Source organism: Micromonospora sp. CA-244673, from assembly GCF_050948395.1.
Classification (GTDB): Bacteria; Actinomycetota; Actinomycetes; order Mycobacteriales; family Micromonosporaceae; genus Micromonospora.
On sequence record NZ_CP192019.1, the window covers coordinates 5,969,198 to 5,995,237 of the forward strand.

Below are 26,040 nucleotides of genomic sequence, written 5' to 3' on the forward strand. Positions count from 1 at the left end.
CATCGTCGCCGCGCGCCGGGGTACTCGCCCGGCATGTCCACCCCCGCATCGTCCGCGGTCGAACGCGCCGCCCTCCTGCTCGCCCGGCTCCGGCGTGCCCGGCTGCTGCATCCCGCCGGCCGCACCTTCTCCGCCGAGGCGATGATCTGGGGTACGCCGGGCCCGCCGGCCGGCGTGCCGCTGCTCGACCTGCCCGGCCGGTGGCCGGCCACGGTCCGCCTGTCGAAGGGCGTGCCCACCCCGGGACGCTGGCCGGACGTGCTGGGGGTGGGGATCCGCCTGCACCGCGACCCGGAGCCGCCGGTGGATCTGCTGGCCAGTTCCAGCGCCGCCGCACCCGTGCTGCGCCACCTGCCGCTGCCCCGCCGCGGCTTCACGGGGACGTACACCTCGATCATGTCCTACCGGGCGGGCCGGCGGCGGCTGTACCTGGCCGTGCTGGCCGACCCCGACTCGCCGGAGCTGGGCCGCGGCCTGGCCGAACTCCCGGCGGCGGCCGGCGACGACGGGCCGCGGCTGGTGCTGGCGGTCGCGTCCGCGGTCGGGCCGTGGCGGCCGTTCGGCGAGGTCCGGCTGGGCGGCCGGCGCGGCGCCCCGGAGGACGCCGCGCTGGCCTTCGACCCGGTCGGGAACGTGCCGCCGGGCCTGCGGCTGGCCGGTCCGCTCGCCTGGCTGCGGGACACCACCTACCGGGGCTCGCGGCGGGCCCGGGGCGCCACCGCTCAGTCGGGGGGCTCGACGGGGGTGACGGTCTGATCGGAGGTCCGGTGCTCCAGCACCGTGTCCGGGGCGGCGTTGCGGTCCTCCTCCCGGATGTCCGATTCGGCGAGGATCGCGTCGGCCTGCGCCTCCGGGTCCTCGCTGCCCACCGCCGCCTCCTCGGGCAGCAGGTGGGCGCGGGACTCGATCCGGTCCTGGTCGCTCTGGTGGTGACTCATGCAGTCCCCATACCCCCGCCGGGCCGCGGCGTACCCGGCGAGCGGGTGGGACCCGTCCCTGACGTCGGGTACGCTGGCGGGCGTGACGCGGTCGTATCGATGGTTTAGGCAGCCGGCTGGAGGAGCCGGTGACTCGACCATGAGCTGACGTCACTTCCTCTTCGAGCCGGCCGGGCAGGGATGATTCCCTGCCCTTCTGCATACGAGCAGCCGGCTCGATCCCGGGCGCCGGCCCCGGGCACGGTCGGCGGAAGGAACCCCACCGTGACGACCCCGGACGCCCATCGGGTCATCGACCAGCGGATCGACCGTGTCGTGCCGCTGACCACCCCCGCGCTGCTGCACCACCACCTGCCCCTGGAGGACTCCCTCGCCGAGGCCGTGGTGGCCGGCCGCCGTGCCGTCGGCCGGGTGCTGGACCGCGCCGACGACCGGCTGCTGGTCGTGGTCGGCCCCTGCTCGGTGCACGACCCCGCCGCCGCCCTGGAGTACGCGGGCCGGCTGCGCCAGGTCGCCGACCGCCTCGCCGACGACCTGCTCGTGGTGATGCGGGTCTACTTCGAGAAGCCGCGCTCGACCGTGGGCTGGAAGGGCCTGATCAACGACCCGGGCCTGGACGGCTCGGGCGACGTGAACACCGGCCTGCGCACCGCGCGGGCGCTCCTGCTCGACGTGCTGCGGCTGGGCCTGCCGGTGGGCTGCGAGTTCCTCGACCCGATCACGCCGCAGTACATCGCCGACACGGTGGCCTGGGGCGCGATCGGCGCCCGGACGGTCGAGAGCCAGGTGCACCGCCAGCTCGCCTCCGGCCTGTCCATGCCGATCGGCATGAAGAACCGCCCCGACGGCAGCATCGCCACCGCGGTGGACGCCATCCGGGCGGCCGGCGTGCCGCACGTCTTCCCCGGCATCGACGTCTCCGGCACCCCGGCGATCATGCACACCCGGGGCAACGCCGACGGTCACCTGGTGCTGCGGGGCGGCGGTGGCCGGCCCAACTACGACGCGGAGTCGGTGGCGGGAGCGCTGGACCTGCTGCGCGCGGCCGGACTGCCCGAGCGGGTGGTGATCGACGCCAGCCACGCCAACAGCGGCAAGGACCACCGCAACCAGCCGCTGGTCGCCGCCGACGTGGCCGCCCAGCTCGCCGCCGGCCAGCGCGGCATCGTCGGCATCATGCTGGAGAGCTTCCTCCAGCCCGGCCGCCAGGACCTCGACCCCACCCGCGAGCTGGAGTACGGCAGGTCGGTGACCGACGCCTGCATCGGCTGGGACACCACGGCCGAGGTCCTCGACCACCTCGCCCAGGCCGTCCGCACCCGCCGGGCCACCCTCCCCACCCCCGCGTGAGCGGCGGCTGGGGACGTTTGACCGATTCGGGCCCGGGTAGCTGGTCGGCGTGACCGACGACGCGCCCGTGACCGAGCAGCCGGACACCCGGCAGCTCGACGAACTGCTCGACGACATCTTCCGTGGCCAGGAGCGGATGAGCCAGGCGGACATCTACCGCCGGGCGGTGTCCGCCGAGCTCCCCGCCGACCTGCTGTCCCGGATCGACGCGCTGCCCGAGGGCGAGTACGCGGTCGATGAGGCGGCCGACCTGCTCGGCGGGACGGTGGCCTGAGCCACCGGCGAGGCGGCCCGAGGACGGAGAGGACAGCGCCATGACCGACCGCAACGAGGAACAGGAGCACCCTCCGGCCCTCGGCCAGCCGCCCGAGGGCACGGACACGCTGCCGGAACCGGACTTCGCCGGGGAGCACGACCAGACCGCGGTGTCCGACGACGTGATCACCGGTGAGGACCGCGACGAGCGGGAGCCGGAGTCGTCGCGCGGCTGGGCCGGTGAGGACCACGGCACGACCCCCACCTGAGACCGGGAGAAGGCGAGAGGGGGGCCGGCGCGTCGCGCCGGCCCCCCTCTCGCGTCGTGTCACTCCTTCCGGTGCCCACCCTCGGCCGCCTGCTGGGCCATCGCGTACCCCATCTGGAGGAAGTCCGAGGCGGCCACCGCGGTCAGCGCGGTGGCGACGAGGCGGGTCAGCCGGGGGGCCAGCACCAGCCCGCCGGTGAGGCCGGTGGCGACCCAGACCGCCAGGCAGAACGGGCAGCTCAGCAGCTCGCCGACGGCGTGCCGGGTGGGGCTGCCCTGGTCACGGACCTGTTCCATCACCTCGCCGCTGCCGATCGGGTGGTCGTACCGGGTGAACGGCGCGCGGAGCGGGCTGGTGATCGCGTCCTTGGAGAGCAGCCGGCTCAGCTTGTGGGTCGCGATGGCGAGCAGCACGACGTCCGAGGGTGCGGGCCGCTCCGGCACCGGGCGGCCGGTCGCCTTGACGAGGCCGACCAGCGACGCGGTGACGGCGCCGTACGTGCCCATGGCCGCCAGGTAGCCGCCCAGCGGGCGGTACTCGTGCGGCGCGTACGCCTGGCGCAGCCGCGCCACCTTCTGTTTCAGGCCACTCCCGGTCACCCGGCCTCCTCGTCTCGTCGTGGCGCCCGGCTCAGCCGGCGTTCAGGTTGTCGGACACCTCACGGGCGAGGTTGGACAGGATCTCGTCGGCCATCCCGTGGTCGGTGCCGGTCAGGTCGAGCCGGACCCGGGCGCCCCCGGCGTCGGCCGGCTCCACGTCGATGTCCGCCGACCAGCCGGCGGACTGGGAACTCCAGCGGGCCCGCATGTCCTCGGCGTCGACCACCTCCACCTGGTGCGTGCCGGAGCGGCGCAGCTCCTCGGGCAGCCAGGCCGATGACCGGTCGGGGTCGGTGGCCGTGTTGAACACCACCTCGGGCGGCGCGGACATGCCGCGCTCGGCGTGGTTGCTCATCAGGCGTCCCGGAGTCGGCTCGGGTCGACCTCCCGGCCCGGGTTCCGGGCCAGGTACTCGGTCTCCAGCTCGGCGGTGCGGCGCAGGTGGTTGGCGAGCGCCGAGTCGGTGGCGTGCCGGAGGGTGTCCAGGCGGGTCCGGTGCAGGCTCTGCATCTCCCGGATCAGGTCCTCGTCGCCGAGTTCGGCGGGGTCCACCCCGAGCAGCTCACCGTCGACCTCGTGGGTGCGGGCGTGGTCGCCGTCCCACTCGGTCACCCGCTGCTCCGGGCTGGCGTCCCGGCGTACTGATTCGGTCATCGTCGCCCCCTCGTCTCGTTCGGGCTGGCGTCTAGACGGATGCCCAGCCGGGGTGTCACCAAACCCGACCCGGCTACGACACCGCGTCGGAGACGGCCGGTGGGCCCGGTACCCTCGATGGCATGAAGCGGCTCTGGACACCGGCGTGGATCGCCCGCCACGTGGCCATGGTCGTGCTGGTGGTGGGCTTTCTCGGGCTGGGCTGGTGGCAGGTCACCCGGGCCGCCGGGGGCAACACGCTGAGCTTCGGTTACGCGATCGAGTGGCCGGTCTTCGCGGCCTTCGTGGTCTTCGTCTGGTGGCGTGAGCTGCGGCACACGCTGCGGGCCGCGCGCGAGGAGCGGACCACACCGGCGCCGTCGGCGGCCGACGGCGCCGAACCGGCCGTCGCCACCCCGGCGGTACGCCGGCCGGTGCGGGTCAGCCGGGTGCCGGTCGCCCCGACCGGCGGGGCCGACGACGGCGAACTGGCCGCGTACAACCGCTACCTTGCATGGTTGAACGCCAACCCGGGCGCGAGGCCCGGCGACTATCCCGGCTGAGGCCGGTGCGGAAGGACGGACGACGGTGGGCGGAGCCTTTACCCGGTACCGCGTGATCGCCTGGATCGTGGGCGTGGCGCTGGTGGTGCTGGTCCTGATCGGCATGCCGCTGAAGTACGGCTTCGACAACCCGACCGTGGTGGCCGTGGTCGGCACCGCGCACGGCTGGCTCTACATGATCTACCTGGCGCTCACCTTCGACCTGTCGCGCCGGGCCGACTGGCCGCTCAAGCGGATGCTGCTCGTGATGCTCGCGGGCACCGTGCCGTTCGTCTCCTTCTACGCCGAGCGCCGGGTGAGCCACTGGATGGCCGCCGAGCAGGCGACGCGGACCCCGGAGCCGGTGGCCGGCTGACCCGGCGGGTCAGCGGTTCGGCCGCCACGCCTCGGCCGCCGGCGGGGCCGTCCAGCCGCCGTGACGCGCACCCTCCCGGGCGCGTAGCAGGGCCCGGGTGACCTGGCCGAACTGCCGCTCGTTGTCGCTGCTGAACAGCAGCACCTCGGTGCCGCGGACACGGCCCCACAGCTCGTGCGAGGGGGGGCGCCAGCGGTCCCCGATCAGCACGAGCAGCAGCGGCAGCAGCCCGACCGCGCCCAGCGTGAGGTACGCCGCCGCGGTGAGCCGTTGCAGGCCGCCGGTGAAGCCGAGCAGCACACCGACCGCGCCGATCAGGGCCGCGGAGACGGCCACCGCCCGGAGGGCGAGCCGGTCGTGCGGGCCGCGGGCGGTCCAGAGCTGGGTGATCTCGGCGATCGGCCAGCTGTTGCGGCCCACGGTGAAGCGCTCGCCGGTGACCACGATGCCGGGCCGGGCGTAGAGCAGGGTGGACGCGGCCGCGCCCGGCGACCGGGGCGGTCGGGTGGTGGAGCCATCGGTCTGCATGGCGGCCTCCCGGGGTTCGCGGGCCGGGACCGCCGGCGCGCGACGCCCTTGCCGCGCGGCGGGATTCCCGGACTCCGCGCTTCATTGTGTTGCGGGCGCGCCACCCGGGCCGGACGTTTTCCCTGCCCACGGGCCTGCCGCCGCGCGGGTGCCGCGCCGGGAAACAGGAGTGATTTCCGTCTTTGTCATGACTTTGCGGCGCGTTGCCTGGCGACATCCGCCCAGAACGACGAATCGGGCCACTGGTGCGATCCGCCCACCCGGCTCCGGCGCCGCGACGGCCCGCCCGCGAACCGGTCACCAAGCGTCACCGGCACCGGCGGCACTTCCTGGCACTTTGCCAACTTTCGCCCCTGCTTCAACTCCCCGTCACTCCGGTCACGGGTTAGGTTGGGCAGGCCGGTCTGGTCGACCGCCATCCAGCCGGATGGCCCCGGGCCGGTGTCGCCGGGTGGCACGCCCGCGCCGGCGAGGTGTCGGAGAGGAGCTTTCCGCTCTTGTCGTCCTTACGGATCCTGCTGCGCTCGCTGGCGGTGGCGGGCCTCTCGGCCGCACTGCTCGCCCCGGCGTCGGTGGCTCGGGCCGAGCCCACCCCCGCCGAGCTGACGAAGCAGATCGAGAAGTCCTCGACTGAGCTGGAGCGAATCGTCGAGTCGTACAACAAGCTCAACGAGGAGATCAAGGCCAACAAGGCCACCGCGGCCGCGTTGCAGGCCAAGATCGGCCCGTTGCAGGAGCAGGCCGAGCGGAGCCGCGCCGACGTCGGCGCCATCGCCGCCACGGCCTACAAGACCGGGGGCATGCGCACCGTGCAGGCCCTGCTGGAGCCGGGCGGGCCGGCCACCCTGCCGGACCGGCTGGGCACCCTGGACCAGTTGACCCGCCAGCGGCAGCAGACCATCACCGGCTTCACCGAGAGCCAGCGCCGGCTGATCGACCAGAAGACCCGGCTCGACGCCACGCTGGCCCGGGAGGCGGCGCAGGCCAAGCAGCTGGTCGCCGGCAAGAAGAAGATCGAGGCGGACCTGGCCCGCCTCTACGAGCTGCGCCGCAAGGCGTACGGCCGGGCCACCGAGGCGCCCGCCCGGTCCAGCTCCGCCGGCAGCGCCCCGGCCATCTCCGGTTCCGCCGGTGTGGCCGTGCGCTACGCCTACGGCGCGATCGGCAAGCCCTACGGCTACGGCGACGACGGCCCCGGCAGCTACGACTGCTCCGGGCTGACCCTGGCGGCCTGGCGGGCCGCCGGCAAGTCCCTGCCGCACAACGCGGCCATGCAGTGGGACGCCACCTCCCGGATCAGCCGCGGCTCGCTGAAACCCGGCGATCTGGTGTTCTACTCCGGCCTCGGGCACGTGGCCCTCTACGTGGGCAGCGGCCAGATCATCGACGCGCCCAGCGCGGGCCGCAACGTCAACAAGCGCGACATGGACATCATGAGCATCGCCGGCTACGGCCGGGTGCGCTGACCCGGACGGCGAAACGGCCGGCGTCCCCCTATCGGACGCCGGCCGTTCGTCGAATCCATTACTACCAGCTCAGGCCGCCTGCAGCCCCTCCGCGCGGGCCAGCTCACGGAGCCGGCCGAGGGCCTGGATCTCCAGCTGGCGGATCCGCTCCCGGGAGAGCGAGAACCGCGAGGCGACCTCGGTCAGCGAGTGCTCGCGCCCGTCCTCCAGGCCGTAGCGGGCCCGCATGATGCCGGCCGAACGGTCGTCGAGGTGGTTGAGCAGACCCTCGATCCGCTGCCGCTCCAGACCGGTGAGGACGATCTCCTCCGGCGACGGGGCGTCACTGTCGGCGACCAGGTCGCCGAGGTTGGTGTCGCCGTCGTCGCCCACCGGGGTGTCCAGCGAGACGGTGTCCTGCGACCAGCGGCGCAGCTCGTTGACCCGCTCGACGGTGACGCCGAGCGCGGCCGCGATCTGCTCCGGCTCCGGGTCGCTGCCCAGCTCACGGGTGAGCTGGCGGGCCACGTTCCGCATCCGGTTGACGTCCTCGACCAGGTGCACGGGCAGTCGCACCGTGCGCTCCTGCTGGGCGATCGCCCGGCTGATCGCCTGGCGGATCCACCAGGTCGCGTAGGTGGAGAACTTGTAGCCCCGCTCGTAGTCGAACTTCTCGACCGCGCGGACGAGGCCGGTGTTGCCCTCCTGAATCAGGTCCAGCATGGGCATGCCCGACCGCACGTAGCGGCGGGCGATCGAGACGACCAGTCGCAGGTTGGCGCGGATGAACAGATCCTTCGCGCGCTCACCCTCGGCGACCAGCCGCTCCAGGTCCTCCCGGTCGACGCCGGCGGGGACGCGGTCCTCGCCGAGCAGGTGCTCGGCGTAGAGGCCGGCCTCGATCGCCTTGGAGAGATCGACCTCCTTGGCGGCGTCCAGCAGCGGCGTCCGGGAGATCTCGTGCAGGTAGACGCCGACCAGGTCCCGCTCCTCGGCGACCTCGTCGGTACGCATGCCGATGTTCTTGTCCACGATTGCCACGGTCCCCTCGCTCGCGCCGGTTGCCCGGTTCCTTGCCATCCCCACGTTCATCAGCCCTCCCCGTAACCTCCGCTGTGCCCGTAGGTGCTGACACCTACACAACAGATGAGACGCGTCGGGGATTCCATGTCGTGAGTCGAAACTGTCACGAATGCCTGAGTAGTAGCTGAGAGCCCGGTCCATGTTTGCTGTCAGGACCCCTGCCCGGGTGGCTCGCGCACGCCCCGGTCGGAGGGCGTCGGAGCAGCGGAATCGTCGTCCGCTCAGGAAATCGCACCATTGCGAATTCCATGAACACAGCGACCCGCGTCACCGCGTGATTGCGATCCTGGTCACTGCGAGATACGCGTCGGCAGGCCGGTCGGTTCAGCCACGGGTGAGGATTACCCCACGGCTGGTTGAACAATCCGCAGCGCCAGGGACGTCCCCTCCCGCCGCGTGACGCGCGTCGCACCCGTGGTGCGGACGCGGCCGGGAGGGATCCGGCCGGCGGGGGCGTCAGGAGGCGAGCAGGGCGAGCGCGCCGCGTACCTGGTCGGCGGAGCGGGCCAGGGCGGCCCGGGCGGCGGACACCTCGGCGCCGGAGACCAGCGAGACGAGGGCGGTCTTGAGGTCGCCGTCGGCCTCGTTGAGGGCGCCGCGGCAGACCTCCTCGGCGCAGCCCGTGGCCTCCATGAGAATCGAAATCATCCGGCCGCGCAGTTTCGCGTTGGTGGCCACCATGTCGATCATCAGATTCGAGTAGACCCGGCCGAGACGCACCATCACTGCAGTGGAGAAGGTGTTCAGCACCAGCTTCTGCGCGGTGCCCGCCTTCATGCGGGTCGACCCGGTGACCACCTCGGGTCCGGTGTCCACTCCGATGAAGACGTCCACCGACCCGGCGGCGTCGGCCTCCGGATTGGCACAGAGCAGCACCGTCGCGGCCCCCTGCGCCCGGGATGCGGCGAGCGCCCCGAGGACGTACGGGGTGCGCCCGCTGGCGGCCAGCCCGACCACCAGGTCGCCGGGGCGTACGCACTCAGCGGCGTCGGCGGCGCCGCCGCGCTCGTCGTCCTCGGCGTCCTCGACGGCCCGCCACATGGCCTCGGGGCCGCCGGCCAGGTGCGAGCAGAACCAGTGCCGCGGCGAGTTGAAGGTGGGCGCGAGTTCGGCGGCGTCGAGCACACCCAGGCGGCCGGAGGTGCCGGCGCCGAAGTAGTGCACCCGGTTTCCACCGCGCAGCGCGGCGACGGCCAGGTCGACGGTCTCGGCGATCTCGTCGAGGACGGCGGCCACCGCGGCGGGCACCCGCCGGTCCGCCTCGTTGATGACGGTGAGCACGTCCCGGGTCGACATGAGGTCGAGGTCGAGGCTCTGCGGGTTGCGCCGCTCGGTGGGGGCGCCCACCCGGACCACGGGCCGCACGGCGGGCATCTCGTCCCGCTCCACCCGTCCCGCCGTCATGCCCGCCTCCGGCCGGCGCCCACCCGGTGCGACTGGACCGCCTCGGCGGTCGCCTCCAGGGCCTTGCGGGCCTTGGCCCGGTTCCGCGCGGCCACCCCGACGAAGAGGCAGTCGACCACGGTGAGCTGGGCCAGCCGGCTGGCCATCGCGCCGGAGCGGTAGGTGGTCTCGCGGGCCGCGGTGGTCAGCACGTGGTCGGCGACCTCGGTGATCGGCGAGCGGGGGAAGTTGGTCAGCGCGACCGTCGTGGCGCCCCGGGCACGGGCCTGGTCGAGCACCTCGATGACGTCCGAGGTGGTGCCGGTGTGCGAGATGCCGACGGCGACGTCGCCCCGGCCGAGCAGGGCGGCCGAGGTGAGCGCGGTGTGCACGTCCGGGAAGTAGAAGGCGGTGCGGCCGATGCGGTGCAGCTTCTGCTGGAAGTCCGAGGCGACGAAGCCGCTGGCGCCGGCCCCGTAGACGTCGATCCGGCCGGCCGCGACGATCGCCTCGACCACCTGCTCGCAGACGGCCGGGTCGAGCTGCTCGGCGGTTTCCTCGACGGCCCGCGCGTCGTTGAACGCGATGGTGGCGATGATCTGCGCCAGGTCGGCGCCGGGCGGGATGTCGCCGCCGACCACCCGGGCGTCCGGTGGCTCGATCCGGCGGGCGGCCTCGGCGGCGAGCCGGATGCGCAGCTGGGGGTAGCCGTCCATGCCGACCGACCGGCAGAACCGGATGACGGTGGCCTCGGATGTCTCGGCGGCGGTGGCGAGGTCGGTGATGGTGCGCCGGGCGGCGTCAGCCGGGTCGGCGACGACCAGCCGGGCCACCCGCTGCTCGGCCGGGGACAGCGAGGGCAGCAGCCCGCTGATGTGGACGATCAGTCCACCGGGCTCGTGACTCGCAGAAATCTTCGGACTCTTCGCCACGGATGAAACTTACTTTCATGAGGCGTGACCGTCAACCATGACGGCGCGTATCGGGAAAAGTACCGCCTTCCGCGCCCGCCCCCCGCGCCAAGGGTCCCATTCCCGCAGCCCGGCCGCCTCCTCCGCTCCGGTCGACTCCGCCGAGCCGGGCGACGGGCGGCTCCGCCGTCGCGCCTGCCGGATCGGCCGGACGGCCGCGCCGAGGTCACCGGTCGGCCGGACCCGCAGGCGGGAGGGCATCGACCGGTCCGGATGCCCGCCCCGGTCACCGGCGGCCCGGCCGGGCGGCTAGCGTGGGCGCATGGCGGAGCGCACGGTGCTGGTGACCGGGGGCACGGGCGGGCTGGGCGGTGCGGTCACCGCCGCCTTCCGCACGGCCGGCTGGCGGGTGGTCGTACCCGAACGGGAGGGTGCCGGGACGGCGCCGGCGGCCGGGGAGGTCCGGCTCGCGGCGGACCTGCTGGACCCCGAGGGGGCCGCGCGAGCGGTGGCCGTCGCCACCGCCGAGCCGGCCGCGCCGCTGCGCGCCGTGGTCAACCTGGTCGGCGGGTACGCGAGCGGCGGCCTGGTGCACGAGACGCCGATCGAGGAGTTCGACCGGATGCTGCGGGTCAACCTGCGGCCCACCTACCTGGTCACCCGGGCCGCGCTGCCGCACCTGGTGGCGGCCGGGGGCGGCGCGGTGGTCTGCGTGTCGGCGCGGGCCGCGGTGGCACCCTTCCCCGGCGCGGCCGGCTACGCCACCGCCAAGGCGGCCGTGCAGGCCTTCGCCAACGCCGTGGCCGTGGAGTACCGGCCGCGCGGGGTGCGCTGCAACACCGTGCTGCCCAGCGTGATCGACACCCCGGCCAACCGGGCCGCCCAGCCGGACGCCGACCACGGCCGCTGGGTCCCGCCGGCCGAGATCGCCGTGGTGATCCGCTTCCTGGCCTCCGACGAGTCGGCGCCGACCAGCGGGGCGAGCGTCCCGGTCTACGGCCGGGCCTGAGCCGGCACGGGTTCACCCTGCCCCGCCCCGCCCGACGGCGGGCCGGTGCCGGTCGGGCCCGGCCCGGCCGGGGGCGGCGGGTCGCCCGGGAGCCACTCGGTCAGGTGCGCGCGGATCCGCCGGGACACCTCCTCCGGGGTGCCGTTGCCGTCGACCACCACGAAGCTGCCGTACTCCGGCAGGGTCCGGTACGCCGTGGCCGCGGCGCTGAGCCACCGCATGCTCTCGTGGTCGGTGCCGCGCCGCTCGATCCGCCGGTACGCCTCGGCCGGGTCCAGGGTGAGCAGGAAGGTGACCCGGGGCTGCGGGAAGACCCCGTAGCCGGCCCGGGCCAGCCGTTCCCAGCGCTGCCCGCCGTGCGCCCGGATGCTGGCGTACTGGCAGGCGGACCAGCGGTCCATCACCGCCGTCCGGCCGGTCACCAGGCAGGTCAGCAGGGCGAGCGCGATGGCCAGCCAGCGGAGGACGGACTCCAGGGCGAGCAGCCCGTTGCGCCCGACGAGCCGCTGCGCGTCGGGCCGGCCGACCCGCTGGGCGAGCCGGCCGAGCCAGCGGCGACCGCCGGCGTTGCGGTGGTAGGTGGCGGGATGACCCGCGGCCGTGAGCGCCTCGGCGAGCCGGTGGGCCTGGGTGGTCTTGCCCGAGCCGTCGATGCCGATCAGGGCGACGGCGCGCAGTCGGGCCCCGCCGCGCCGCACCCGCAGTGACCTGGCCACCCTCCCGAGATTATCCGACCCGTGCTCGGCCTGGCGGTTTGTCGGCATTGTCACCGGCACGTCGGGGCGCGCCCCCAACAGGTGTGGCCGACCCGTTCGCCGGGTACGCAACTTCATTCCCACCGCCACCCACGACGACGGGAGACCCAGAATGGCCGAGCGCGGGGACGAGACCCTGGTGCACACGCTGAAGAAGGTCGCCGCCGTGCTCAAGCAGTCCGAGATCCCATTCGCGCTGGGCGGCAGCTTCGCCGTGTACGCCCACGGCGGCCACTCCAGCGACCACGACGTGGACTTCCTGATCCGGCAACAGGACGTGGACCGGGCCCTGGAGGCCCTGGTCGAGGCCGGCTTCACCGCCGAGCGCCCGCCGGAGGACTGGCTGGTCAAGGTCTACGACGAGGGCCGGATGGTCGACCTCATCCACCGGCCGATCGAGACGCCGGTCACCGAGGAGACCTTCGCCGACACCATCGTGCGGCCGGTCGACGCCATCCACATGCCGGTGCTCTCGGCCAGCCAGCTCATGGTCCACAAGCTGCTGAGCTTCTCGCAGCACTACTGCGACTTCGCCCGGGCCCTGCCGCTCGCCCGCTCGCTGCGGGAACAGATCGACTGGGAACGGGTACGGAAGGAGACGCAGCACTCGCCGTACGCCGAGGCGTTCCTGGTGCTGCTCGACCGGCTCGACGTGCTGCCCGGCGGCGCGTCCGGAGGAAGGGAGACCCCGTGACCGGACACCACGGCGACGCGCCGCCCGACGAGTACGTCGAGGCGGAGATCCAGAGCATGTTGGCCGAGGACCCGGACGTCGCCGAGCAGGGCATCACCGTGGTGCGCCGCGAGCGCGGCCTGGTGCTCTACGGCGAGGTGGAGAGCCCGAACCGGCGGGAGGAGATCCTGCGCCGGGTGGCCGAGCGCTTCCCGAACCTGCCGGTCACCAGCGACATCGGGGTGATCCGCAAGCAGGCGCCGACCCAGGTCGAGGAGCTGCCGTGAGGGGGGTTCGATGGTGATCCGCATCGCCGCCGTCGGCGACGTGCACCTGGACGAGGACGTGGTCGGCCGGTTCCGACCGGCGCTGGAGGAGTTGCCCGACTGCGCCGACGTGCTGCTGCTCGCCGGGGACCTGACGCGGCACGGGACCGAGTCCGAGGCGCGCTGCGTGGCGCAGGAGTTCGGCGACCTCGGCGTGCCGGTCATCACCGTCCTCGGCAACCACGACCACCAGTGCGACCAGGTGCCGCAGGTGGTGAAGGTGCTGGAGGACGCCGGGATCACCGTCCTGGAGGGGAACGGCGTCGTGGTGGAGTGCGCCGAGGGCCGGCTGGGCGTGGCCGGGGTGAAGGGGTTCGGCGGCGGGTTCGCCGGGCGGTGCGCCAGCGACTTCGGCGAACCGGAGATGAAGGCGTTCGTCCAGACGACCAAGGACAGCGCGGACTCCCTCGCCGCGGCGCTGCTCGGGCTGGACTGCGACGTGCTGGTCGCCCTCACCCACTACTCCCCCGTGCCGGACACCCTGGCGGGCGAGCCGCTGGAGATCTACCCGTTCCTCGGCTGCTACCAGCTCGGCCAGGCCATCGACTCGGCGCCCACCGCGCTGGCCCTGCACGGGCACGCCCACCACGGCGCCGAGCGGGGCACCACCCCCGGCGGCGTACGCGTCCGCAACGTGGCGCACCCGGTCATCAAGCAGGCCTACAGCATCTTCCACCTCGGTGATCACCTGGACTGAGAAGCAGGTTTCCCGGATCCGACGAACGGGTATCCGGCCGACATGGAGCTGATTCTCTGGATTCTCGCAGTCGTACTGGTGGTCGCCGGCATCCTCGCGCTGTTCCGCCGGCAGATCCTGTGGGGCATCGTCCTCATCATCGTCGGCCTGCTCGTTGGGCCGGGCGGCGTCAGCATCTTCAGCAATTAGCCGTCGACCTCCCACCACCCCTGGACCCGCCGGGGTCGCGGGGTCCGAGAGCTTCGTCCTCCCAGACAGGAGCCTCCCGGATCCGGCGGCCCCGGCGCCGTGCTGCGCGGGCCGTTTGCCCACCCCGGGGGCTGGGCACCCGGTGGTATGACGATCTCGGGAAGCCTCCGGCGCGTCGGCCGCGGGCGGAAGTGGTTGGCACTGCTGGGCTTCGGCGCCGCGGTGACCGTCGCGGCGGCCGTCGGCGCGCTCGGCGTGCGCAACACCCAGGAGGAGTACGCCGATCTCGCACAGCCGGCGTGGGCACCGCCGTCCTGGCTCTTCGGCCCGGTCTGGACCGTCCTCTACGGGTTCATCGCGGTGGCCGGCTGGCTGGTCTGGCAGCGCGCCGGCTGGGGGCCGGCGCTCGGCGCCTGGGTCACCCAGCTGGTCCTGAACGCGATCTGGACCCCGCTCTTCTTCGGCGCCGGCCGTTACGGGCTGGCGTTCGCCGACATCATTCTCATGTGGCTGGCCATCGGGGTCACCGTGGCGCTGTTCCGGCGGGTCTCCCGGCCGGCGACGCTGCTCCTGCTGCCGTACTGGGCCTGGGTGACCTTCGCGGGTGCGCTCAACCTCGCCATCTGGCAGCTGAACCGGTGAGCGGCGCGGGGCGGCCGGCCCCGCGCCCACCCGACCTCAGCAGCGCGGCACGCCGGGGATGTACCCGTCGTAGCCGGTGTAGACGTACGCGTCGGAGATGAACCGGCCGGAGCCGATCCGGTCCCAGATCGAGCTGGTCCCGTAGGTGCCCGTGACGCTGGTGCCGCTGGTCTGGCAGTAGATGGTGACGTTGGCGCCGTCGGCCACCGAGCCGACCGCGCTGTAGCCGGTGCCCGGGCCGGACCGTACCGTCAGCGCGGCGCCGGCGGTGTTCACCGTGCCCGCCCCGGTGTTCGAGCCGGAGCAGCCGTTGTCGCTGGTGTAGGTCTTGGTCCCCCAGTAGAGGGCGAGCGCCCCGTTGAACCGGACCTGGATGTCGTTGCCGTTCAACCGCTGCTCGTAGTGCAGGTGCGGCCCGGTGGAGCCGCCGGTGCTGCCCACGTAGCCGATGACCCGGCCGTAGCCGACGGTCTGCCCGACCGAGACGTTGAAGCTGCTCAGGTGGGCGTAGTAGGTGGTGTAGCCGTTGCCGTGGTCGATCCGGACGTACTTGCCGTAGCTGGTGCCGCCGAGGTCGGTGACCCGGTCGACGGTGCCGGGCGCGCTGGCCACCACCGGGTCGCCGAGGTCGTCGGTGCGGTTGAAGTCGACGGCGTAGGCCGGGCTGTGGTCCGACCGGGTCTGTCCGGACCAGGACTGGTTGCAGGGGAACGGAACCTTGAACGTCGGCGCGGCCATGGCCGGCGCCGCCGGGATCAGGGCCACGAGGACGGCGGCCACCGCCGCGAGGCTGAACCAGCGTTTGCGCATCCACTGCCTCCAATGTTGAAAGTTTTCGATCTGATACGGACAGGGTGGTAGAAAGTTCCATCGATGGGAAGAGGTCTCCCCGGGGGCGGATCAGCGCAGCGTGGGAGCGCGCCCACGGCCGGTGAGCGGGTTTCCGGATTGTTACCGGGCCGTGTCCGGCAGGGGGTGGACCGGACGGGATGCAAGCGCTTACATGTGGGGACGACCATCGGACCGGCGCGGGTTCGATTTCCCCCCACGCGCCGGCAAGGAAGGAGATCGGCATGGCGTTTGCCAGATCGCGCCAGGCTCTCGCGATCGCCGGCGTTCTGGGGCTGGCGCTCGGCGTCACCGCCTGCGGCACCGGCAACGACAAGAAGAGCGGCAACGCGAGCAAGCCCGAGTGCGCCCCTTACTCCAAGTACCAGGGCCACGACGGCAAGAAGGTGACGATCTACTCGTCGATCCGGGACATCGAGGCCGACCGCCTGGAGCAGTCCTGGAAGCAGTTCGAGGACTGCACCGGCATCAAGATCGACCACGAGGGCTCCGGCGAGTTCGAGGCCCAGCTGGGTGTCCGGGTGGACGGCGGCAACGCCCCCGACCTTGCCTTCATCCCGCAGCCGGGTCTGCTCAAGCGGTTCGTCGACTCGGGCAAGATCAAGACGGTCGGCGCCGACACCAAGGCGCTGGCCGAGCAGAACTTCTCCCCCGACTGGCTGAAGTACAGCACCGTGGACGGCAAGCTCTACGGCGTGCCGCTCGGCTCCAACGTGAAGTCCTACGTGTGGTACTCGCCGAAGACCTTCAAGGAGAAGGGCTGGTCCGTTCCGACCACCTGGGACGAGCTGATCGCGCTGAGCGACAAGATCGCGGCGAGCGGCACCAAGCCGTGGTGCGCGGGCATCGAGTCCGGTGACGCCACCGGCTGGCCGGCCACCGACTGGATCGAGGACGTGCTGCTGCGCACCCAGGGGGTGGAGGTCTACGACCAGTGGACCACCCACGGCATCCCGTTCAACGACCCGAAGGTCGCCGACGCGGTCAACAAGGCCGGCACCATCCTCAAGAACGAGAAGTACATGAACGGCGGCTTCGGCGGCGTGAAGAGCATCGCCACCACGTCCTTCCAGGAGGCCGGCACGCCGATCACCACCGGCAAGTGCGCCATGCACCGGCAGGCGTCCTTCTACGCCAACCAGTGGCCGGAGGGCACCAAGGTGGCCGAGGACGGCGACGTCTTCGCGTTCTACTTCCCGGCCGTCGACCCGGCCAAGGGCAAGCCGGTGCTCGGTGCCGGCGAGTTCGTCTCGGCCTTCGCGGACCGTCCCGAGGTCCAGGCGGTGCAGACCTACCTGGCCTCCGGCGAGTACGTGAACAGCCGCGCCAAGATCGGCGACTGGCTGTCGGCGAACAAGAAGCTCGACATCAACAACGTCCCGAACCCGGTGGACAAGCTCTCCGTGCAGATCCTGCAGGACCCGAAGACCGAGTTCCGGTTCGACGGCTCGGACCTGATGCCGGCCGCGGTCGGCGCGGGCACCTTCTGGAAGGGCATGGTCGACTGGATCAACGGCAAGGACACCACCACGGTGCTGAACGGCATCGAGGGCAGCTGGAAGTGATCTGAGGCGGTGGCCCGGTCCGCGACGCGGGCCGGGCCACCGCCCGCAACCGAACCCTTGAGGGAGGGTCGATGGAGTTCGACTTCGCGGCGGAACAGCCGAAGTTCCTCATGCTGATGTACGGGCTGATCGCTTTCGTCGCGGTGGTGGGCGGTCTGCTCCTGCTCCTCGACGTGGTGCCGGCCTGGTTCGACCGCCGCCGGGAGGCGAGGCTGGTCGCGGCCGTGGCGAGCGGTACGCCCCTGCCCCGCCGGCGCAAGCCGCGGGAAGGCCTGTTCGCGCTCTTCTTCCTGTTGCCGACACTGCTGTTCCTCGCCGTCGGGCTGGTGGTGCCGGCGATCCGGACCACCCTCCTCTCGTTCATGGACAAGGACAGCAGCAACTGGGTGGGCCTGGCCAACTACACCTGGATGTTCTCCGAGGACTCCATCGTCCGGGTGCTGATCAACAGCCTGATCTGGGTGCTGCTGGTTCCGCTGGTGGCCACCGCGTTCGGCCTGATCTACGCCGTGCTCGTGGACAAGGCCCGGTTCGAGTCGGTGGCCAAGTCCCTGATCTTCCTGCCGATGGCGATCTCGTTCGTCGGCGCCGCCATCATCTGGAAGTTCGTCTACGCCTACCGGGGCGACGGCGACCAGATCGGCCTGCTCAACCAGATCGTCGTGAGCCTGGGCGGCGAACCCAAGCAGTGGCTGCTGGAGTCGCCGCTGAACACCCTGCTGCTCATCGTGATCATGATCTGGATCCAGGCCGGCTTCGCCATGGTGGTGCTCTCCGCCGCGATCAAGGCCATCCCGGCCGACATCGTCGAAGCGGCTCGCCTCGACGGCGTCTCCCCGTGGCAGATGTTCTGGCAGATCACCATGCCGAGCATCCGGCCGGCGGTGATCGTCGTGGTGGTGACGCTCTCGATCGCCACGCTGAAGGTCTTCGACATCGTCCGGACCGCCACCAACGGCAACTACGACACCAGCGTCATCGCGAACGAGATGTACAACCAGGCGTTCCGCTACGGCCAGCCCGGGCAGGGCTCGGCACTTGCGGTCTTCCTCTTCGTCCTGGTCATCCCGATCGTGATCTACCAGATCCGCAACCTGCGTCAGCAGCGGGAGGGCTGAGATGACCACCGCCACCCCCACCGTCGGAGCCGGTGTCCAGGCCACCGGGACGCCTGGCCGGGCCGCCCGGGTCCGCAAGCGGCTGAACAGCCGCACCGCAACGCTGGTCTCGATCGTGCTCGCACTGCTCTGGACGGTCCCGACCTTCGGCCTGTTCATCTCCTCGTTCCGGCCCGAGGACCAGATCAAGACCACCGGCTGGTGGACGTTCTTCAGCGACCCGCAGTTCACCCTGGAGAACTACCAGGAGGTGCTGTTCAGCACCGGCTCGTCCGGGCAGCTGGCCAGCTACTTCATCAACTCGCTGGCGATCACCATCCCGTCGGTGCTCTTCCCGATCGCCTTCGCCTCACTGGCCGCGTATGCGCTGGCGTGGATCAACTTCAAGGGGCGGGACTGGGTCTACATCGCGATCTTCGCGCTGCAGATCGTGCCGCTGCAGATGGCGCTCGTGCCGCTGCTGAAGTTCTTCTCCACCGGCGTCACCATCGCCGGGATCCAGGTGCTTCCCGCCTGGGACCTGGTCGACGAGCAGAAGTTCGCGCAGGTCTGGTTCGCGCACACCTGCTTCGCGCTCCCGTTCGCCGTCTACCTGCTGCACAACTTCATCGCGCAACTGCCGGGCGAACTGATGGAGTCGGCACGGGTCGACGGGGCCACCCACCCCAAGATCTTCCGGACCATCGTCCTGCCGCTGATCACCCCGGCGCTGGCCGCGATCGGCATCTTCCAGTTCCTCTGGGTCTGGAACGACCTGCTGGTCGCGCTGATCTTCGCGGGTGGCGGCGACGAGACGGCCCCGCTCACCGTCCGGCTCGCCGAGCTGGCCGGCACCCGGGGCAACGAGTGGCAACGGTTGACGGCCGGCGCGTTCGTGTCGATCGTCGTACCGCTGATCGTGTTCCTGTCCCTCCAGCGCTTCTTCGTGCGAGGCCTGCTCGCCGGCAGCGTCAAGGGCTGATCCGCTGCTCCGCCGCCGCCGGTCCCCGGCGGCGGCGGGCGCGGCTCGGAGCGGGGAACCAATGACGAAGATTGACGATGTCGCCCGCCTGGCCGGGGTGTCCACGGCCACCGTCTCCCGGGCGCTGCGCGGCCTGCCGACGGTCTCGGCCGCGACGCGCCGCCGGGTCCTCGCCGCCGCCGAGCAGCTCCAGTACGCCGTCTCGCCGAGCGCCTCCCGGCTGGCCGGCGGGAAGACCGGCACGGTGGCGGTGGTGGTCCCCCGGATCACCCGCTGGTTCTTCGGCACCGTGGTCGAGGCGGTCGAGGACTACCTCCACCAGAACGGCTACGACCTGCTGCTCTACAACCTCGGCGGGCGGGAGCAGACCCGGCAGCGGGTGCTGCGGCCGGCCAGCCTGCACAAGCGGGTGGACGCGATCATTCTGGTCGCCACCCCGCTGCGCCCGGCCGACCTCACCGCGCTGACCAAGCTGGCCCTGCCCGGCGTGACCATCAGCTCCGGCAGCGGGGTGCCCGGCTGGCCCCGCGTCCGGATCGACGACGTGGCCGCGGCGCGGACCGCCACCCGGCACCTGCTCGACCTCGGTCACACCCGGATCGCGCACATCTCCGGCGACCCGGACGACGAACTGGCCTTCACCACCCACCTGGACCGGCGGCGTGGCTACCAGGAGGCGCTGCGCGCGGCCGGGCTCCGGCCCGACCCGAGCCTGGACGTCGAGTCGCAGTTCACCGTCGACGGCGGCACCCGGGCGACCGCCGAGCTGCTGGCCCGGGGCGAGCCGCCGACCGCGATCTTCGCCGCCTGTGACGAGATGGCGATGGGCGCGATGACCGCGCTGCGCGACGCGGGGCTGCGGGTGCCCCAGGACGTCAGCGTGATCGGCATCGACGACCACGACCTGGCCGGCGTGCTCGGGCTGAGCACCATCGCCCAGCCGGCCGCGGAGCAGGGGCTGCTCGCCGCCCGGATGCTGCTCGACCCGCTGGGCGGGCGCGTCGCCGGCCCGTACGCCGGGCTGGTGCCCGCCCCGCGCGGCGCGGAAGCCGACGACGGGTCGCCCGCCTCGGTGATCCTGCCCACTCGCCTGGTGGTGCGCGAATCGACCGCGCCGCCCCGGGCAAACTGAACAGATTCGTCCCGTACGCACGACAGGGAGAAGGCGCTGAACACCGACGCGACGCAGGAGACCCCGGCCACCGGCTGGTGGACCGAGGCCGTCATCTACCAGATCTACCCGCGCTCGTTCGCCGACTCGAACGGCGACGGCATCGGCGACCTCCCCGGCATCACGGCGCGCCTCGACCACCTCAGCGAGCTGGGCGTCGACGCGATCTGGCTGTCGCCGTTCTACCCGTCCCCGCAGGCCGACGCCGGCTACGACGTGGCCGACTACCGGGACGTCGACCCGCTCTTCGGCACCCTGGCGGACGCCGACAAGATGATCGCCGAGGCGAAGGCGCGCCGCCTGCGGGTGATCGTCGACCTGGTGCCGAACCACACCTCGTCCGACCACCGCTGGTTCCAGGAGGCCGTCGCGGCGGCGCCGGGCAGCCCGGAGCGGCAGCGCTACGTCTTCCGCGACGGCAAGGGCCCCCAGGGCGCCGAGCCGCCGAACGACTGGGAGAGCGTCTTCGGCGGGCCCGCCTGGACGCGGCTGCCGGACGGCCAGTGGTACCTGCACCTCTTCGACACCGGCCAGCCCGACCTCAACTGGGGCAACCCGGAGGTGCGCGCCGAGTTCCTGGACGTCCTCCGGTTCTGGCTGGACCGGGGCGTCGACGGGTTCCGGGTGGACGTGGCGCACGGCCTCATCAAGCAGGCCGACCTGGCCGACTGGCAGGAGCCGCAGGAGATCCTCTCCGGTCAGGACGTGGACAAGCCGCGCCCGCCCATGTGGGACCAGGACGGTGTGCACGACATCTACCGGGAGTGGCGCCGGCTGCTCGACTCCTACGACGGGGAGCGGATCCTGGTCGCCGAGGCGTGGGTGGAGCCGGCCGAGCGGCTGGCCCGCTACGTGCGGCCGGACGAGATGCACCAGGCGTTCAACTTCGAGTACCTGCTCGCCGCCTGGACCGCACCCGCCCAGTACGCGGTGATCACCCGCTCGCTGGAGGCCACCGACAGCGTCGGCGCCCCGACCACCTGGGTGCTGTCGAACCACGACGTGGTCCGGCACGCCTCCCGGCTCGGGCTGGCCGTCGGCGGCGGCCGCCCGAACGGCATCGGCATCGGCGACCCGCAGCCCGACGCCGCGCTCGGCCTGCGCCGGGCCCGGGCCGCCAGCCTGCTGATGCTCGCCCTGCCCGGCTCCGCCTACCTCTACCAGGGCGAGGAGCTGGGCCTGCCGGAGCACACGACGCTGCCCGACGAGGCCCGCCAGGACCCGACCTGGGAGCGCAGCCTGCACACCCAGCGCGGCCGGGACGGCTGCCGGGTGCCGATCCCGTGGGAGGCCGACGCCCCGTCGTACGGCTTCGGGCCGACCGACGCGAGCTGGCTGCCCCAGCCGCCGAGCTGGGCCGAGTACGCGCTCGACCGGCAGCGCGGTGTCGACGGCTCGACCTACGAGCTGTACCGGACGGCCCTGCGGCTGCGCCGCGAGCACGCCCTGGCCCGGGGGCCGCTGCGCTGGCTCTCCTCCGGCGACGAGGTGCTGACCTTCACCAACGGCGGCCTCACCGTGCTGACCAACTTCGGCGCGGAGCCGGTGCCGCTGCCCGCCGGCGCCGAGGTGCTGACGTCGAGCGCTCCGCTGGCGGACGACGCCGTCCCCACCGACGTCACGGTCTGGTACCGCGCCTGACCTGCGCAACGGAAGGGCCCCTCCGCAACGCCCGGCGTTGCGAAGGGGCCCCTCCTCACAGGCGGTCGGCGCGGGCGTGCAGAAGGTCGTGGACCTGGGTGATGTCCCGGGGCGAGGTGCGGGCGGCCAGCCAGTACATGAACCCGGTCGGGATGAAGAAGAGCTGGAACGCGGCCAGCCCGACGGCGTAGTTCAGCGGCGGCGGGAAGGCCGCCCGCAGCGCCCCGAAGGCCACCCCGACCAGCCCGTTGCCGGCCGCCCGGCCGACCCCGTTGACCAGGTTGCCGAGGCTGTAGACCGTGCCCCGGTGCTCGGGCGGGTTGACGTCGGCGATCAGCGCGAACCAGTTGGGCGAGTTGGCCGAGGTGAGGGCCAGGGCGAGCACGGCGGTGAGCAGGCTCAGCCCCACCGTGGGCTCGGTGAGCACGCTGGCCAGCACCGCCGCGATCACCGCGCCGGCGCTGCCGCCGTCCGGCACGTCGATCCGGATCGGCACGAGGAACAGGACCAGGTAGAACGGCACGGCCGCGAGGATGCCCACCGCCGCGACCAGGGCCCGGCCGCTCGGTGTACGTCGTTGCAGCGCGTCGCCGGCCAGGCCGCCCACGATGGAGAGCACCCCGCCGAGCTGGAACAGGGTGGCGAAGACGCTGCCCACCACCACGGCGGTGGCCGCCGAGTAGCCCTGCGCCTCGGCCCGCTGGCTGAACAGCACCGGCAGCCAGACCAGCGAACCGAACGCGGCCTGCGCGGTGAGCCCCTGGAGGATCAGCCAGCGGTTGGTCCGCCGGGCCAGGATCCGGGGCAGGTCGGTGCGGCTGATCCGGTAGTCGTACTCGCCGCCGGCGTCGAGCGCCGCGGCCAGCTCCGGCTCGCTCTGCCCGCGCCGGATGTCGTACGTGAACAGGTACGCCACGGTGGCGGCCAGGCCGACCACGGTGAGCACCAGGAACGGCCGCCGCCAGTCGGTGGCGCCGAGCAGGCCCCCGGTCAGCGTGCCGGCGAGCGTGCCGACGCCCTGGGACAGCCCCCAGAAGCTCATCACCAGGCCCCGGCGGCGGGGCGAGATCAGGTCGGTGACCACCGAGAAGCCGACCGAGCCGACGGCGCCCAGCCCCACCGCGGCGACGAGCTGCGCGACCAGGAACATCGGGTAGTTCTGGGCGAGGGCGCTGCCCCCGGTGCCGGCCGCCCAGATCAGCGTGCCGACCATGAGCAGCGGCTTGCGGTCGGTGCGGTCGCCGACGTACGCCCAGGCCACCGCGGCAACCGCGCTGACCAGGAAACTGACCGCGGTGACCAGCCCGAGCAGCCGCTGCGACACCCCCAGCGCGCCGGAGATCGACCCGTACAGCGGCGGGACCAGGCCGATGGCCACGTTGTCCAGCGAGGCGAGCACCACGAACACCACCACGCTGTAGAACCGGTGCGCCGCGTTCGCCCGCCGGGAGACCCTCGTGCCGCTGCTCATGCCGGGCAGCCAATCAGGTGCGGGTCACGGCCGGAACACGGACCCCCGTTCCGGTCAGAGGTAGCCGCCGATCTCGACCGGCACCGCGCCGGCCGGCGCCGTTCCGGCGCGGAGCGCGTACAGCTCGGCGAGGGTGGCGCCCTGTGCCGGGACGCCGGCGGAGGTGCCGAGCCAGTCGGTCCCCTCGGCGTGCGACAGCGGGCCCACCTCGATCCGGGCCAGGCAGCGCCCGGGCCGGGTCACCGCCGGGTGCAGCCGGGACAGGTCCTCGTTGGTGGTGATCGCCACCAGCACGTTGCGTCCCTGGCCGAGCAGCCCGTCGGTCAGGTTCAGCAGGCGGGACAGGGCCTGCCCGGTCGTCTGCCGGGCCTCCGCCCGGATCAGCTCGTCGCAGTCCTCGAGGACGAGCAGCCGCCACCGGCGCCGGTCCTCGCCGTCCTCGCCCTCCTCGTGCTCCCCCACCGCCACCTCGGCGAGGTAGGCGGGATCGCCGAAGAGCACCTCGGGGTCGAGGACGCAGTCCACCTGGCACCACTCGCGCCACTCGCGGGCGAGCGCGCGCAACGCCGTGGTCTTCCCGGTGCCCGGGGGCCCGTGCATGAGCAGCAGCCGGCCGGCGATCGTCTCGGGGGTCGCCACCATCAGGGCGTCCAGCCGGGCCGCCGCCGCGGCCGGATAGTTGGCTCGGATCTCGGCCCAGGTGGGCGTGGTGATCCGCCGCGTGTCCCGCTGGGCGCCGCGCCGGGGGTTCTGGTGCCAGAAGCCGATCGGGCCGGTGTCCCGCTGCACCGGCTCGGCCCCGCCCGTGACGATCTCGTCCAGGACCGCCGCGCCGGTCGCCTCGTCGACGGCGGTGACCGTCACCTCCGCGCCCCGGCCGCGCCAGCTCACCACCCGTACCGTCCAGCCGTCGCCACCGGCGAGGCGGGCCTCCCGGTGGCGCTCGATGGCCGTCCGAGTGAGCACCGCCCGCTCGGGCACCAGCCGGGCCCCGGCCCGGACCTTGGCCAGGCGGACCGTACGCGCCCAGGGGTGGCGGCCGGTGACGAAGTCGGTCAGCAGCAGCGTGTCGATGACGTCGCCCGGGCTGTCGACGTCGTCGTACTGGAAGACGGGCAGCGGGCTGCGCCGGGCGGCGTCTCCGGGCGGGGAAGTCGATGACACGCCACGATGATCCCTACCGGGCGGCCGCCCGGCATCCCGTTTATCACCCCGCCCGGTCGACCACCCGGTCCCGGGCCAGGGCGTAGCGCTCGCGGATGGCGGGGACGCCCGGCGACGCGTACTCCTCCGTGTCGCCGGCCGGCCAGGTGGGCGGCGCCGCGCCCCCCAGGGCCACCCAGGCGGCCTGGCGGGCGGCTCCGTCGGCGACGTACTCCCCGGGCGGGGGCACGACCACGGGGCGGCCGAAGACCTGCGGGGCGATGCGGCGGACGGCGGCCGAGCGGGCCCCGCCGCCGACCAGGATGATCCGGTCGGCGCGGGCGCCCTGCGCGGTGAGCGCGTCGAGGCCGTCGGCGAGCGCGCAGAGCATGCCCTCGACGGCGGCCCGGGCCAGGTGCGCCGGGGTCGAGGTGCCCAGGGTGAGCCCGTGCAGCGCGCCGGTGGCGCCGGGCCGGTCCGGGGTCCGTTCCCCCTCCAGGTACGGCACCATGACCAGCCCGCCGGCACCGGGCGGGGCGGCCAGGGCCAGCTCGCTCAGGGTGGCCAGGTCGACGCCGAGCAGCGTCGCGGCGGCGTCGAGCACCCGGGCGGCGTTGAGCGTGCAGACCAGCGGCAGGAACCGGCCGGTCGCGTCGGCGAAGCCGGCCACCGCCCCGCTCGGATCGGCGGCGGGCGTGTCGGCGACCGCGAAGACGGTGCCCGAGGTGCCGATCGAGACGACCACGTCGCCCGGTCCGGCCCCGGCGCCGAGCGCGGCGGCCGCGTTGTCGCCGGTGCCCGGCCCGAGCAGGACCGGGCCGCCGGCGCTCGGGTCGGCGTCGAGCGCCGCCGGGTCGAGGTGGCCGGCCACCTCGGCCGGGCCGAGCACGACCGGCACCCGCAGCCGCCGGCCGAAGGCGCGTTCGAGCAGGTCGAGGCGGTATTCGCCGGTACGCGGAGACCAGTAGCCGGTGCCGCTGGCGTCGCCGCGGTCGGTGCGCAGCGCGGCCAGCCCCGGTGCGCCGGCCAGCCGCCAGGTGAGCCAGTCGTGCGGCAGGCAGACGGCGGCCACCCGGTCGGCGTTGGCCGGCTCGTGCCGGGCCAGCCAGCGCAGCTTGGTGGCGGTGAAGCTGGCCACCGGCACGGCGCCGGTCGCGTCGGCCCAGAACCGGCGGCCGGCCTCCCCGCCGCCGGCCTCCTCGATCAGCTCCCGGGCGGCGTCGGCGGAACGGGTGTCGTTCCAGAGCAGCGCCGGGCGGACCACCTGCCCCGCCTCGTCCAGGCAGACCATGCCGTGCTGCTGGCCGCCGACCGCGACGGCGGCCACGTCGGCCAGCCCGCCGGCCTCGGCGACGGCCGCCCGCAGGGCGTCCCACCAGGCGTGCGGGTCGACCTCGGTGCCCTCGGGGTGCGGCGCGCGGCCCTGCCGGACCAGCGCGCCGGTCTCCGCGTCCCGGATCACCACCTTGCAGGACTGGGTCGACGAGTCGACCCCGGCGACGAGCGGCATGGCGGCCC

General features: G+C 73.1%; 30 protein-coding genes and 1 pseudogene. 18 read left to right on the plus strand and 13 right to left on the minus strand.

Annotation, left to right across the window (positions count from 1 at the left end):
* Window positions 1-33: 33 nt before the first annotated feature.
* Window positions 34-756, plus strand: a complete 723-nt coding sequence (locus tag ACQP12_RS27350) for a phosphodiesterase (protein ID WP_433283084.1) — start codon at window positions 34-36, stop codon at window positions 754-756.
* On the opposite strand, the gene ACQP12_RS27355 is transcribed toward ACQP12_RS27350, so the two are convergent.
* Complete coding sequence (locus tag ACQP12_RS27355; RefSeq protein ID WP_357941245.1) at window positions 723-938, minus strand: hypothetical protein; 216 nt, start codon at window positions 936-938, stop codon at window positions 723-725. The genes ACQP12_RS27350 and ACQP12_RS27355 overlap by 34 nt on opposite strands.
* Before the next feature lie 264 nt (window positions 939-1,202).
* Here ACQP12_RS27355 and ACQP12_RS27360 point away from each other — a divergent pair, with 264 nt between their 5' ends.
* Genes ACQP12_RS27360 through ACQP12_RS27370 form a run of 3 tightly spaced genes read left to right on the plus strand, consistent with a single transcriptional unit; the run spans window position 1,203 to window position 2,812 of the window.
* Window positions 1,203-2,288, plus strand: coding sequence for a 3-deoxy-7-phosphoheptulonate synthase (locus tag ACQP12_RS27360; protein WP_357941247.1), 1,086 nt, complete (start codon window positions 1,203-1,205; stop codon window positions 2,286-2,288).
* Window positions 2,289-2,328: 40 nt separating this feature from the next.
* On the plus strand, window positions 2,329-2,562 hold the full coding sequence (locus tag ACQP12_RS27365; protein ID WP_433289481.1) for a hypothetical protein: 234 nt from the start codon (window positions 2,329-2,331) through the stop codon (window positions 2,560-2,562).
* A 40-nt stretch (window positions 2,563-2,602) separates the two neighbouring features.
* Complete coding sequence (locus ACQP12_RS27370; protein WP_433283086.1) at window positions 2,603-2,812, plus strand: hypothetical protein; 210 nt, start codon at window positions 2,603-2,605, stop codon at window positions 2,810-2,812.
* A gap of 59 nt (window positions 2,813-2,871) precedes the next feature.
* On the opposite strand, the gene ACQP12_RS27375 is transcribed toward ACQP12_RS27370, so the two are convergent.
* The 3 genes from ACQP12_RS27375 to ACQP12_RS27385 are packed head-to-tail and all read right to left on the minus strand — an operon-like array spanning window position 2,872 to window position 4,065.
* Window positions 2,872-3,411, minus strand: a complete 540-nt coding sequence (locus ACQP12_RS27375) for a DUF1360 domain-containing protein (RefSeq protein ID WP_433283088.1) — start codon at window positions 3,409-3,411, stop codon at window positions 2,872-2,874.
* Between the two features lie 31 nt (window positions 3,412-3,442).
* Window positions 3,443-3,766, minus strand: a complete 324-nt coding sequence (locus ACQP12_RS27380; protein ID WP_357941255.1) for a hypothetical protein — start codon at window positions 3,764-3,766, stop codon at window positions 3,443-3,445.
* Complete coding sequence (locus ACQP12_RS27385) at window positions 3,766-4,065, minus strand: DUF6158 family protein (protein ID WP_313718536.1); 300 nt, start codon at window positions 4,063-4,065, stop codon at window positions 3,766-3,768. Before ACQP12_RS27385 ends, ACQP12_RS27380 begins: the two co-directional genes overlap by 1 nt.
* Window positions 4,066-4,187: 122 nt before the next feature.
* Between ACQP12_RS27385 and ACQP12_RS27390 the strand changes: the two genes are divergently transcribed.
* Both ACQP12_RS27390 and ACQP12_RS27395 read left to right on the plus strand, forming a co-directional pair.
* Window positions 4,188-4,607 (plus strand): hypothetical protein, encoded by a 420-nt coding sequence (locus ACQP12_RS27390; RefSeq protein ID WP_433283090.1) that lies wholly within the window; start codon window positions 4,188-4,190, stop codon window positions 4,605-4,607.
* Between the two features lie 25 nt (window positions 4,608-4,632).
* A complete protein-coding gene (locus tag ACQP12_RS27395) occupies window positions 4,633-4,962 on the plus strand; it encodes a DUF3817 domain-containing protein (protein WP_357941259.1) in 330 nt (109 codons plus the stop codon).
* A 9-nt stretch (window positions 4,963-4,971) separates the two neighbouring features.
* Here ACQP12_RS27395 and ACQP12_RS27400 read toward each other — a convergent pair whose 3' ends face one another.
* Window positions 4,972-5,490 (minus strand): DUF6232 family protein, encoded by a 519-nt coding sequence (locus tag ACQP12_RS27400; RefSeq protein WP_433283092.1) that lies wholly within the window; start codon window positions 5,488-5,490, stop codon window positions 4,972-4,974.
* 497 nt (window positions 5,491-5,987) lie between these two features.
* On the opposite strand from ACQP12_RS27400, the gene ACQP12_RS27405 reads away from it, so the two are divergent.
* Window positions 5,988-6,956, plus strand: coding sequence for a C40 family peptidase (locus tag ACQP12_RS27405; protein WP_357941263.1), 969 nt, complete (start codon window positions 5,988-5,990; stop codon window positions 6,954-6,956).
* Between the two features lie 69 nt (window positions 6,957-7,025).
* On the opposite strand, the gene ACQP12_RS27410 is transcribed toward ACQP12_RS27405, so the two are convergent.
* The 3 genes from ACQP12_RS27410 to ACQP12_RS27420 all read right to left on the minus strand — a co-directional run bounded on the left by ACQP12_RS27410 (window position 7,026) and on the right by ACQP12_RS27420 (window position 10,333).
* Complete coding sequence (locus tag ACQP12_RS27410; RefSeq protein ID WP_357941973.1) at window positions 7,026-8,015, minus strand: sigma-70 family RNA polymerase sigma factor; 990 nt, start codon at window positions 8,013-8,015, stop codon at window positions 7,026-7,028.
* Window positions 8,016-8,474: 459 nt separating this feature from the next.
* Window positions 8,475-9,422, minus strand: coding sequence for an N-acetylmuramic acid 6-phosphate etherase (gene murQ, locus ACQP12_RS27415; RefSeq protein ID WP_433283094.1), 948 nt, complete (start codon window positions 9,420-9,422; stop codon window positions 8,475-8,477).
* Complete coding sequence (locus ACQP12_RS27420; RefSeq protein ID WP_357941267.1) at window positions 9,419-10,333, minus strand: MurR/RpiR family transcriptional regulator; 915 nt, start codon at window positions 10,331-10,333, stop codon at window positions 9,419-9,421. Before ACQP12_RS27420 ends, murQ begins: the two co-directional genes overlap by 4 nt.
* Window positions 10,334-10,634: 301 nt before the next feature.
* Between ACQP12_RS27420 and ACQP12_RS27425 the strand changes: the two genes are divergently transcribed.
* Complete coding sequence (locus tag ACQP12_RS27425; RefSeq protein WP_433283096.1) at window positions 10,635-11,321, plus strand: SDR family NAD(P)-dependent oxidoreductase; 687 nt, start codon at window positions 10,635-10,637, stop codon at window positions 11,319-11,321.
* On the opposite strand, the gene ACQP12_RS27430 is transcribed toward ACQP12_RS27425, so the two are convergent.
* Complete coding sequence (locus ACQP12_RS27430) at window positions 11,306-12,085, minus strand: dTMP kinase (RefSeq protein WP_433283098.1); 780 nt, start codon at window positions 12,083-12,085, stop codon at window positions 11,306-11,308. The genes ACQP12_RS27425 and ACQP12_RS27430 overlap by 16 nt on opposite strands.
* A 103-nt stretch (window positions 12,086-12,188) precedes the next feature.
* On the opposite strand from ACQP12_RS27430, the gene ACQP12_RS27435 reads away from it, so the two are divergent.
* The 5 genes and pseudogenes from ACQP12_RS27435 to ACQP12_RS27455 all read left to right on the plus strand — a co-directional run bounded on the left by ACQP12_RS27435 (window position 12,189) and on the right by ACQP12_RS27455 (window position 14,603).
* Window positions 12,189-12,770 carry a nucleotidyltransferase gene (locus ACQP12_RS27435; protein WP_091269725.1) on the plus strand — a complete coding sequence of 194 codons (582 nt, stop codon included), beginning with the start codon at window positions 12,189-12,191 and terminating at the stop codon, window positions 12,768-12,770.
* 56 nt (window positions 12,771-12,826) lie between these two features.
* The gene (locus tag ACQP12_RS27440; protein ID WP_357941975.1) at window positions 12,827-13,036 is read left to right on the plus strand and encodes a hypothetical protein; all 210 of its coding nucleotides are present in this window, start codon (window positions 12,827-12,829) and stop codon (window positions 13,034-13,036) included.
* A 10-nt stretch (window positions 13,037-13,046) separates the two neighbouring features.
* A pseudogene (locus ACQP12_RS27445) lies at window positions 13,047-13,824 on the plus strand (metallophosphoesterase family protein).
* A complete protein-coding gene (locus ACQP12_RS27450) occupies window positions 13,815-13,961 on the plus strand; it encodes a GPGG-motif small membrane protein (RefSeq protein WP_357941275.1) in 147 nt (48 codons plus the stop codon). The pseudogene ACQP12_RS27445 and the gene ACQP12_RS27450 overlap by 10 nt, the downstream one beginning before the upstream one ends.
* A 147-nt stretch (window positions 13,962-14,108) precedes the next feature.
* Window positions 14,109-14,603: a TspO/MBR family protein gene (locus ACQP12_RS27455; RefSeq protein WP_433283101.1), complete on the plus strand. Its 495-nt coding sequence runs from the start codon at window positions 14,109-14,111 to the stop codon at window positions 14,601-14,603.
* 36 nt (window positions 14,604-14,639) lie between these two features.
* On the opposite strand, the gene ACQP12_RS27460 is transcribed toward ACQP12_RS27455, so the two are convergent.
* A complete protein-coding gene (locus tag ACQP12_RS27460) occupies window positions 14,640-15,413 on the minus strand; it encodes a peptidoglycan DD-metalloendopeptidase family protein (protein WP_433283102.1) in 774 nt (257 codons plus the stop codon).
* Window positions 15,414-15,676: 263 nt separating this feature from the next.
* Here ACQP12_RS27460 and ACQP12_RS27465 point away from each other — a divergent pair, with 263 nt between their 5' ends.
* The 5 genes from ACQP12_RS27465 (at window position 15,677) to ACQP12_RS27485 (ending at window position 21,908) form a co-directional block, all read left to right on the plus strand.
* Window positions 15,677-17,017: an ABC transporter substrate-binding protein gene (locus ACQP12_RS27465; protein ID WP_433283104.1), complete on the plus strand. Its 1,341-nt coding sequence runs from the start codon at window positions 15,677-15,679 to the stop codon at window positions 17,015-17,017.
* A gap of 71 nt (window positions 17,018-17,088) precedes the next feature.
* A complete protein-coding gene (locus tag ACQP12_RS27470) occupies window positions 17,089-18,135 on the plus strand; it encodes a carbohydrate ABC transporter permease (protein ID WP_433283106.1) in 1,047 nt (348 codons plus the stop codon).
* A gap of 1 nt (window position 18,136) precedes the next feature.
* Window positions 18,137-19,096 carry a carbohydrate ABC transporter permease gene (locus ACQP12_RS27475; protein ID WP_433283109.1) on the plus strand — a complete coding sequence of 320 codons (960 nt, stop codon included), beginning with the start codon at window positions 18,137-18,139 and terminating at the stop codon, window positions 19,094-19,096.
* Window positions 19,097-19,157: 61 nt separating this feature from the next.
* Complete coding sequence (locus tag ACQP12_RS27480; protein ID WP_433283111.1) at window positions 19,158-20,228, plus strand: LacI family DNA-binding transcriptional regulator; 1,071 nt, start codon at window positions 19,158-19,160, stop codon at window positions 20,226-20,228.
* A 36-nt stretch (window positions 20,229-20,264) separates the two neighbouring features.
* Complete coding sequence (locus ACQP12_RS27485; protein ID WP_433289484.1) at window positions 20,265-21,908, plus strand: glycoside hydrolase family 13 protein; 1,644 nt, start codon at window positions 20,265-20,267, stop codon at window positions 21,906-21,908.
* A 55-nt stretch (window positions 21,909-21,963) separates the two neighbouring features.
* Here ACQP12_RS27485 and ACQP12_RS27490 read toward each other — a convergent pair whose 3' ends face one another.
* Genes ACQP12_RS27490 through xylB form a run of 3 tightly spaced genes read right to left on the minus strand, consistent with a single transcriptional unit; the run spans window position 21,964 to window position 26,032 of the window.
* Window positions 21,964-23,379 carry an MFS transporter gene (locus ACQP12_RS27490; RefSeq protein ID WP_433283113.1) on the minus strand — a complete coding sequence of 472 codons (1,416 nt, stop codon included), beginning with the start codon at window positions 23,377-23,379 and terminating at the stop codon, window positions 21,964-21,966.
* 54 nt (window positions 23,380-23,433) lie between these two features.
* Complete coding sequence (locus ACQP12_RS27495; protein WP_433283115.1) at window positions 23,434-24,543, minus strand: DUF5925 domain-containing protein; 1,110 nt, start codon at window positions 24,541-24,543, stop codon at window positions 23,434-23,436.
* A 43-nt stretch (window positions 24,544-24,586) separates the two neighbouring features.
* Entirely contained in the window at window positions 24,587-26,032 is a 1,446-nt protein-coding gene (gene xylB / locus ACQP12_RS27500) for a xylulokinase (protein WP_433283117.1), read from the minus strand.
* Between the last annotated feature and the right edge of the window lie 8 nt (window positions 26,033-26,040).

Bases quoted from the DNA above. Each gene is read 5' to 3' on its own strand.
- ACQP12_RS27425 (WP_433283096.1), top strand. From the start codon at position 10,635: ATGGCGGAGCGCACGGTGCTGGTGACCGGGGGCACGGGCGGGCTGGGC.
- ACQP12_RS27480 (WP_433283111.1), top strand. From the start codon at position 19,158: ATGACGAAGATTGACGATGTCGCCCGCCTGGCCGGGGTGTCCACGGCC.
- ACQP12_RS27450 (WP_357941275.1), top strand. From the start codon at position 13,815: ATGGAGCTGATTCTCTGGATTCTCGCAGTCGTACTGGTGGTCGCCGGC.
- ACQP12_RS27490 (WP_433283113.1), bottom strand. From the start codon at position 23,379: ATGAGCAGCGGCACGAGGGTCTCCCGGCGGGCGAACGCGGCGCACCGG.
- ACQP12_RS27430 (WP_433283098.1), bottom strand. From the start codon at position 12,085: ATGCCGACAAACCGCCAGGCCGAGCACGGGTCGGATAATCTCGGGAGG.
- ACQP12_RS27465 (WP_433283104.1), top strand. From the start codon at position 15,677: ATGGCGTTTGCCAGATCGCGCCAGGCTCTCGCGATCGCCGGCGTTCTG.
- ACQP12_RS27470 (WP_433283106.1), top strand. From the start codon at position 17,089: ATGGAGTTCGACTTCGCGGCGGAACAGCCGAAGTTCCTCATGCTGATG.
- ACQP12_RS27385 (WP_313718536.1), bottom strand. From the start codon at position 4,065: ATGACCGAATCAGTACGCCGGGACGCCAGCCCGGAGCAGCGGGTGACC.
- ACQP12_RS27400 (WP_433283092.1), bottom strand. From the start codon at position 5,490: ATGCAGACCGATGGCTCCACCACCCGACCGCCCCGGTCGCCGGGCGCG.
- xylB (WP_433283117.1), bottom strand. From the start codon at position 26,032: ATGCCGCTCGTCGCCGGGGTCGACTCGTCGACCCAGTCCTGCAAGGTG.
- ACQP12_RS27390 (WP_433283090.1), top strand. From the start codon at position 4,188: ATGAAGCGGCTCTGGACACCGGCGTGGATCGCCCGCCACGTGGCCATG.
- murQ (WP_433283094.1), bottom strand. From the start codon at position 9,422: ATGACGGCGGGACGGGTGGAGCGGGACGAGATGCCCGCCGTGCGGCCC.
- ACQP12_RS27455 (WP_433283101.1), top strand. From the start codon at position 14,109: ATGACGATCTCGGGAAGCCTCCGGCGCGTCGGCCGCGGGCGGAAGTGG.
- ACQP12_RS27410 (WP_357941973.1), bottom strand. From the start codon at position 8,015: ATGGCAAGGAACCGGGCAACCGGCGCGAGCGAGGGGACCGTGGCAATC.
- ACQP12_RS27380 (WP_357941255.1), bottom strand. From the start codon at position 3,766: ATGAGCAACCACGCCGAGCGCGGCATGTCCGCGCCGCCCGAGGTGGTG.
- ACQP12_RS27460 (WP_433283102.1), bottom strand. From the start codon at position 15,413: ATGCGCAAACGCTGGTTCAGCCTCGCGGCGGTGGCCGCCGTCCTCGTG.
- ACQP12_RS27370 (WP_433283086.1), top strand. From the start codon at position 2,603: ATGACCGACCGCAACGAGGAACAGGAGCACCCTCCGGCCCTCGGCCAG.
- ACQP12_RS27440 (WP_357941975.1), top strand. From the start codon at position 12,827: ATGTTGGCCGAGGACCCGGACGTCGCCGAGCAGGGCATCACCGTGGTG.
- ACQP12_RS27350 (WP_433283084.1), top strand. From the start codon at position 34: ATGTCCACCCCCGCATCGTCCGCGGTCGAACGCGCCGCCCTCCTGCTC.
- ACQP12_RS27475 (WP_433283109.1), top strand. From the start codon at position 18,137: ATGACCACCGCCACCCCCACCGTCGGAGCCGGTGTCCAGGCCACCGGG.
- ACQP12_RS27355 (WP_357941245.1), bottom strand. From the start codon at position 938: ATGAGTCACCACCAGAGCGACCAGGACCGGATCGAGTCCCGCGCCCAC.
- ACQP12_RS27435 (WP_091269725.1), top strand. From the start codon at position 12,189: ATGGCCGAGCGCGGGGACGAGACCCTGGTGCACACGCTGAAGAAGGTC.